Here is a 7,723-nt window from a genome sequence, read left to right on the forward strand (position 1 = left end):
AACAAAAATTCATTTTCTACTAATTGCGTCAACGCAAACCAAAGAGTTGCTAAATATAATCGAAGAAAAACCACAGTCGTGAACGGATACACCGCTATTACCAAAACGCATTTAGCCCGAAAAACTACGCCTAAAAGGACGAGATTTAAACCGATTAAAGTTTGCGTTTTGCCTAAATGGCCTTCTCTCCTCGTTTTCTACTGGCTCATTATGAATGATACGCCAAAGTCGTTTTTCTTGAGGAGAAGAAATCATAGATAAAGCAAAGCCTGTAGCACCAGCTCTACCGGTTCTACCAATTCTATGGGTATAATCTTCCGCAGCTTGGGGGAAATCATAATTGATTACATGTTTGATATGGTCAATATCTAAGCCCCTTGCAGCTACATCAGTGGCCACAATAATAGAATAATGCTTGTTTCTAAAGTCCTTTATTACACGCTTTCGTTGATGTTGTTTTAATCCACCATGAATAGCACAAACTTTAAAATTTGCTTGCTGTAATTGATAACTGATGTTGTCGGCTCTTATTTGCGTTTTTACAAAAACAATAATAGAACCTTCCCGTTTATTAAGCTGATCCAATAAAACTTGAAATTTAGCTGACTCTGGTACATAAAGAGATTCTTCTTGAATATTTTTAGTATCATTATCAGAAATTTCCACACTAATCCGTGCTGGTTGTCTTAAATAAGATCCAGCTAACCGCTCAATATTTTTATCCAACGTGGCAGAAAACATCAAAGTTTGACGTTCTACTGGCAAACGTTTGATAATCTTATCTATCTGGATTGAAAATCCCATGTCAAGCATTCGGTCAATCTCATCCAACACCAAAAAAGTAGTGTTACGCAAATGCAAAGAGCCCCTACATAGATGGTCCTCTACACGGCCAGGTGTACCTACAATAATCTGGGGATTAGTACGCAAACGCATTAACTGTTTTCCAATAGGCTCCCCCCCTATTAACAATACAGTGCGCAAATGCTTACAACCACTTACCATGCTTGACATAACGCCTGCTACTTGCTCAGCAAGCTCCCGCGTAGGAGCTAATACTAAAACGCTGGCACCAAGTTGGTTAATAAGTTGTGCAACTACAGGTATAGAAAAGGCGGCTGTCTTACCGCTACCTGTTTTAGAAGAACCTAAGATATCTTGGCCCGTTAAGGCAACTGGGATGACTTGGTCTTGAATGGCAGTAGGATGATCATACTGCATCTTTGCCAATGCTCCTAACAAAGCGGATGGCAAGTTATATTTTTGAAAAGTATTACTCAAAGTATAATATTAAAAGTTAAAAAGTTCTTGATGTGTTACTCACACATCAAGAACTTTAATGTTACTAGCTACCTCCTTACCTCTATCACTGGTGATTTCAAAATCTACAGACTGACCTTGGTCTATCATGCTTACTCTAGAGGCTACAAGTGCACTGATATGCACAAAAACATCTTTACCTCCGTTTGCAGGTTTTATAAACCCATAACCTTTGGCTGGGTCAAACCATTTTACTACTCCTTCCATGGAAAAAAACTATATTTAAAATTTAAACTTCAAGCGCTCTGGCCTACCTTTTACTTATAAAACTGTCTAATTGGATAATTTATAGGTACCTTGATTAAAGAGTAGGATAAAGGAACGCTATCTGCAATATAATGTTTTTTTTTAAAAAATAAAACCTCTATTAACCTGAGCCAATGGTGTTGGCCTGAGCCAGGCCTTGGCGTAACTAGAGACTGTTGAGCTTTTTTAAAAAATTTTGAATTAAAATAGGTTTAGGCAAACTTTCAATCTCTAGCCAATTAAATGCCACTAAGGCAGATTCCTCGAAAAAATAGTTAGCTTCTTCCAAGCAAGTAGAGGTAAGCTCTATTTTGTGAAATTTGACAAATAAGTTTTGATGCGTTAGCAAATGACGTTCCTCTTTTTCAAGAGTAGTAATAGATAAGTGATGCTTTTTAGCTAAAACTAATAAAGGATCCTCGATCTTTTCTAACAGCAACCGTTGCGTATTATCTAATAAATAGAAATCATACATACCCTTCCAAATATCATTTTTTGTACGCTTTTTCATATAAATAAGATTTTTATACCGCAAAATAAAATAGTCAAAATAACGAGCTCTTTTCTTGATTTTACTTGTTTTAACAGGCAGTATTTTTTGTCTATTCGTATAAAAGGCTATACAGTAGTTTTTAAAAATACAAGTAGCACAAAAAGAACATACGGGCGTACATTGCAGGGCACCAAAATCCATAATAGCTTGGCTATAAGTATCAGGCTCTATAGGATCTACTAGCAGACTGGCAAATGCATGCATTTTTCTTCTCCCTTGCAAGGTACCTATATCATAGTTTAGCCCAAAAATACGTGCCAATACACGGTAGACATTGCCATCCACAGCAGCCACTACTTCTTTAAAAGCAACTGCCGCAATAGCGGCAGCTGTATAGGGCCCAATTCCCTTGAGCATAAGTAGTTCTCGATAATTAGTAGGGAAAACACCTTTATATTGCTCAACAATGGTTTGCGCACAATGGTGTAGATTACGTGCTCTACTATAATAACCTAATCCCTGCCATAAACGTAAAACTTCTTGCTCTGTAGCATTGGCCAGTGCTGTTACAGAAGGATATTGAGTTATAAAACGTTCATAGTAGGGCAACCCTTGTGCTACTCTTGTTTGTTGTAGAATAATTTCTGACAACCATATTTTATAGGGATCTTTAGTAGTACGCCAAGGTAAGTAACGCTGATGTAATTTGTACCAAGAAAGCAATGAACTACGAAAAATACTATGATTGATTCTACTGGTTAACATAGAACATAAAATAAGCGAATGGGTAATTTAATTTTATTATATTTGAGCAATCTATTTTTACACTTCGTCTACACATAATTAAAATACAAAAATTTAACTATGGTCTCTGCTTAACCTTTGTTTTACCATTTTAATTAAAAATAGAACGCTATATACCTATGAGTTTAAAATTAACCAATCCACTTGCTTTTTTAGATGTAGAAACTACAGGTATTAACGTGATACATGATCGTATAATAGAAATTGCTATTATTAAGCTTATGCCCAATGGTAACCGCATAACCTTCTATAAAAGAATTAATCCAGAACAAGCCATTCCTCCTGAATCCAGTTTAATTCATGGTATTTATGATGACGATCTAAAAGACAAGCCAACTTTTAAACAAATAAGTAAGGAATTGATGGCTTTTTTAAAAGGAGCGGACTTAGCAGGTTTTAATCTGCTGCGTTTTGATATACCCATATTAGTAGAAAGCTTTTTGCGGGCAGAAATAGCGTTTAAGATAGAAAATCGTAAAATTATAGATGTGCAAAAGCTGTTTCACCTAATGGAAAAAAGAACTTTAAAAGCAGCCTATTTATTTTATTGTCAAAAGGAACTAGAAGGAGCACATAATGCTATGGTAGATATAGAAGCTACTTTAGAAGTATTGATGGAGCAAATAAAAAGATATGAAAATGAACCTGTAGTGGATGCTTTAGGGAATAAACTAGGTGTGATAAAAAATGATGTAGCTACACTACATGATTTAACCAATACCAATATGGTAGATTTTGCAGGTAGAATGGTCTATAACGACCAACAGATCCCTATCTTTAACTTTGGCAAGCATAAAGGGAAAAGCGTATCAGAGGTACTCAAGCTAGAGCCATCTTATTATAACTGGATGATACAAGGGGACTTTCCTCTGGATACCAAACGTAAACTCACACAAATTAAAATGAGTATGGTCTAAAATAGTAATCATACTAAAAAATTGCATGGCACTTGAAAAAATTTGTAGATGTTATCTTACCACTTCCAATTCAACCCTTAACCTACCATATTTCCTCTATATACCAAAGTAGAATAGATGTAGGCAGTAGTGTATTGGTACCGTTGCGTAACGGGAAGCTTTTGCTGGGTATTGTCATGAGATGTCATGGCAATATACCCAATTACCCTACCAAGAATTTATTAGGTATAATCTACGAGAAGCCTTTGTTTACCCCTAAGCAATTAACCTTTTTAGCATCGCTAGCCGATTACTACTTGTCCAACCTTGGTACCATATTGTCTCTTGCATGGCCCAAACTACTTGGATTTCCTCATAGCTTAATCTTTCAAATCAGCAAAACCGCTAATGCCAATCAACTATCCACTATTGAACAGCTGATATTCAATACATTACAGTACCATCCTTTAGGTTACCCAGCTATTATCCAATTAACAGACCAAAAAGAAGCCAATAAGGCACTGATATCATTACTATCCAAAGAGTTAGTAGAAGCAGTAGCCACAACCGGAATCAATCAAGCAGCTGGTGTCAACCATTATTTTACCCTCTCTCCTACTATCCATCTAGATCCACTCATAACCAAACTATCACCATGTTCACCCAAACAACAAGCCCTTTTGGCCCATTTTTTATCTAAACAAGAAGGATCCATTCCATATGCTTCTAAAAAAGAGCTTATAGCTTATTCTAAATCAGCTTTCGATAGATTATTAAAAAAAAAGATTTTAATAAAAGTTAACCCAGACCAGTTACCCACATCTATTTTTACTGCTCCTTTACAACCATTAGCTATTTTAACAGCATTTCAGAAAAATGCACTTATGGCTATTCAAACAAAATTTACTAATAAAAACGTCGTACTATTACATGGTGCTATAGGCAGTGGCAAAACAGAGGTATATATGCATCTGATTGCATTGGCCTTACAAAGGCAAAAACAGGTATTGCTTTTAGCACCAGAAATAGGGTTAGTAACCCATATAGTAGAACGCATCAAACCTTTGTGGGGAGAATGGTTGGTAGTACACCACTCTAAACAATCCCATAAAGAACGTCTAAAGACATGGCTTCGCCTATTAAAAGAACAAGCCTTATTAGTGGTAGGCACACGTTCAGCGCTCTTGCTACCTTTTAAAGGACTTGAACTAATTATTATAGATGAAGAACACGATCAGGCCTATAAGCAGGCAGATACAATGCCCACCTACCATGCACGAGAGAGTAGCATCCTATTGGCCCAAAAGCATCAAGCAAAAGTTTTACTTGGTTCAGGAACCCCTTCTCTAGAAAGCTATTACAATGCCCAATCTGGGAAATATGGTTTGGTAACCTTAGACCGTAGATTTGGCCAAGCAAACAATCCCGCATTATTTTTTATTGACCTTAACATAGAAAAAAAACGTAAGGCCATGCGAGACAACTTCTCGCTTACACTATTATCTAAGCTTAAAGAGAATAATTTGGCAGGTGGTCAAGCCATGATTTTTCAAAATAGAAGAGGATATGCGCAATACTTTCTATGCGCCACTTGTGGATGGATTCCACGTTGCCTTACTTGTTCAGTAAGCCTTACCTACCACCAAGAAGCCAATCACCTACGCTGCCATTATTGTGACTATACTAGCCCTCCTTTATGTTCGTGTCATGATTGTGGATCTGAGCAGCTCCATAACATAGGTTTTGGTACAGAAAAACTAGAAGAGAGTCTACAACTTATTTTTCCAGACCAACAGATTGCTCGCATGGATTTAGATAGTACAAAAGGAAAAAATAGTTACCAATCTATTGTAAACCAAGTAACCGCTGGATCGATAGATATTTTAGTGGGGACTCAGATAATGGCTAAAGGATTAGATTTTCCCAATATACGCCTCATAGGGATATTAGATATCGATAACTTACTCTATTTTCCTGATTTTAGATCAAATGAAAAATGTTTTCAACTGATTACTCAGTTAGCAGGAAGAGCAGGCAGACGCAATCAGCAAGGCAGTGTATTGATTCAAACCAGGCAGACGCATCATCCTTTATTTGTCTACTTAGCCAATGGTGATTATGAAGGAATGTATAAAGCTGAGTTAGCAGAAAGGCAGCGTTTTTTTTATCCTCCTTATGTTAGACTAATTAAATTAAGTTTAAGTTGTGTGAATCTCTCTACCTTACAATCAGGTGCCATTAGATTAAAAACATTATTAGTAAAACAGTTTCAAGATATGGTACTGGGCCCTCAAGAACCCTTGGTTGGTAAAATCAGAAATCATTTTTTACTAGATCTATTTTTAAAAATACCTACTAAAAGTTTAAGTGGATTGCAACGCAAAAAAGAGTGGTTAAAGAGTGCCTGCAGCTATGCACTGGCTAAAGGTCCCTATAGAAAAATTAAAATCTTATTGGATATCGATCCGATTTAATACCAATAGACCACTGCCAATATCTACTCAAGATCATTTTTAGCTCCTATTACTTGCAAAATTATATAAATTTTATAATATTAAAGTTAGATAAATAAAGCAAATTAATAGTATTAAAGCATCTACTCATTACTGTTGTAGAAGTGCATAAAAGTGCATAAAAAAACGCCCCTTGTTAAAATAGTTACATTCAGAAAGTGGCCGTTACAACTAAAATAGAGAAACCGTCGAGAGGGAGTTTGCAGCTTGGATTCTGTTTTTACCGTTGTAATGGGAGCTTTCCTCAACTTTTTACCCAGGGCTTGATTTTTTGTATACTTTTTGATCAACCAAAAAGTGGAACTAAAAAGCCTTAGCTATATATGCAAATAAATAGTACAATTAAAGCCTTTCCTATCCTAACCATTTGCTGCAAAAAAGCCATAGATATGATTACCATACAACTACCTACTACAGGTATACGTTACTGCTTGGTATATTGGGGAGTTACTTTAATTATTTCTTGTAAATCAGCTTTTTCTTCTCATCCTATGACACTCTATTCCCAGTGTCATCTACAAAACCAAGAGAAAGCCAAAAAAGAAATAGAAAAAAAAGAAGTATGCTATAAACTACACCCCAGAGTGACAAGATGGAACACACCTAAGATCTATGAAATGAAATTTTTTTTAGACAAGGGTATTTCTAAATACAGAGGCCTAACAGATGAGGAGCTGTGGTTACAAAGAGCCTTTCACTATTTGCCTGGTGTAGTCAACCAACTATATGGCAAATATCACAATTATTACTTCACAATAAATGAACAAGAGCAAGACAAAATAAAATCTGCCGAAGTAACTGTTAGTTTAGTATTGTTATTTAAGAAAAAAAATAAACCAAAAGAAGTTTACCATGGAGGTAAAATTGAAATTGGTATGTGCAACACTCATCCTAATATCATTCATCATATGATGTTTCGTCCAAAAGAAAATAGACCTAGCTTAAAAGTACCTTATATACATTTACCTGAACAAAATAAGTGGTATGAAGTGCATCAAAAAGAAGGAATAAAAATTAAAAAAAATGATAAAATGGGATTTCAAAAAGACAAAATAGACGGATCTATAGTTGGAAACGCACCTAAGATTAAACCTTATAGCGAGAGATTCTGCAAAGATGAAAAGCTGTATATTATTAAATATACCCCCCTAAAAAAATCTCCACATAAGTTAGTAACAATCTGTATGCATAAAAACAAATAATGCCCCCCTATCTATTTAATAACCAGGTAAATATTATCCTTGAGTTGGCACCCTGATGTGTTGTATCTGTTCAAGCAATGGCGTCAACTTAAGGGGTATATTTAATTGATTATTATATATAATAATATATAAAAAAACGCCCCTTGTAAAATAGTTGCGATCAGCAAGCGCCCCTTATAGCTGAAATAGAAAAACAGCTGCAATGGATGTTGCAGGGTGGATTCTGTTTTTCCAGCTGTAAGGGGAGCT

General features: G+C 35.7%; 6 protein-coding genes. 3 read left to right on the plus strand and 3 right to left on the minus strand.

The genetic code is table 11. From position 1 onward, the window contains the following. Positions 1-111: 111 nt before the first annotated feature. The 3 genes from MUW73_RS01105 to mutY form a co-directional block, all read right to left on the minus strand. Positions 112-1,281, minus strand: coding sequence for a DEAD/DEAH box helicase (locus tag MUW73_RS01105; RefSeq protein WP_243575167.1), 1,170 nt, complete (start codon positions 1,279-1,281; stop codon positions 112-114). A gap of 39 nt (positions 1,282-1,320) precedes the next feature. Further along, entirely contained in the window at positions 1,321-1,527 is a 207-nt protein-coding gene (locus MUW73_RS01110; protein ID WP_114910160.1) for a cold-shock protein, read from the minus strand. A gap of 205 nt (positions 1,528-1,732) precedes the next feature. Then, complete coding sequence (gene mutY, locus MUW73_RS01115; RefSeq protein WP_243018100.1) at positions 1,733-2,824, minus strand: A/G-specific adenine glycosylase; 1,092 nt, start codon at positions 2,822-2,824, stop codon at positions 1,733-1,735. A 158-nt stretch (positions 2,825-2,982) separates the two neighbouring features. Between mutY and MUW73_RS01120 the strand changes: the two genes are divergently transcribed. The 3 genes from MUW73_RS01120 (at position 2,983) to MUW73_RS01130 (ending at position 7,474) form a co-directional block, all read left to right on the plus strand. Beyond that, on the plus strand, positions 2,983-3,780 hold the full coding sequence (locus MUW73_RS01120; protein ID WP_243018099.1) for a 3'-5' exonuclease: 798 nt from the start codon (positions 2,983-2,985) through the stop codon (positions 3,778-3,780). 32 nt (positions 3,781-3,812) lie between these two features. Continuing rightward, positions 3,813-6,233: a replication restart helicase PriA gene (gene priA / locus MUW73_RS01125; protein ID WP_243575168.1), complete on the plus strand. Its 2,421-nt coding sequence runs from the start codon at positions 3,813-3,815 to the stop codon at positions 6,231-6,233. A gap of 362 nt (positions 6,234-6,595) precedes the next feature. Then, entirely contained in the window at positions 6,596-7,474 is an 879-nt protein-coding gene (locus MUW73_RS01130) for a DUF1609 domain-containing protein (RefSeq protein WP_243018097.1), read from the plus strand. Positions 7,475-7,723 lie beyond the last annotated feature (249 nt).

It is taken from the genome of Candidatus Cardinium sp. cByotN1 (genome assembly GCF_022810525.1).
Lineage (GTDB): Bacteria > Bacteroidota > Bacteroidia > Cytophagales > Amoebophilaceae > Cardinium.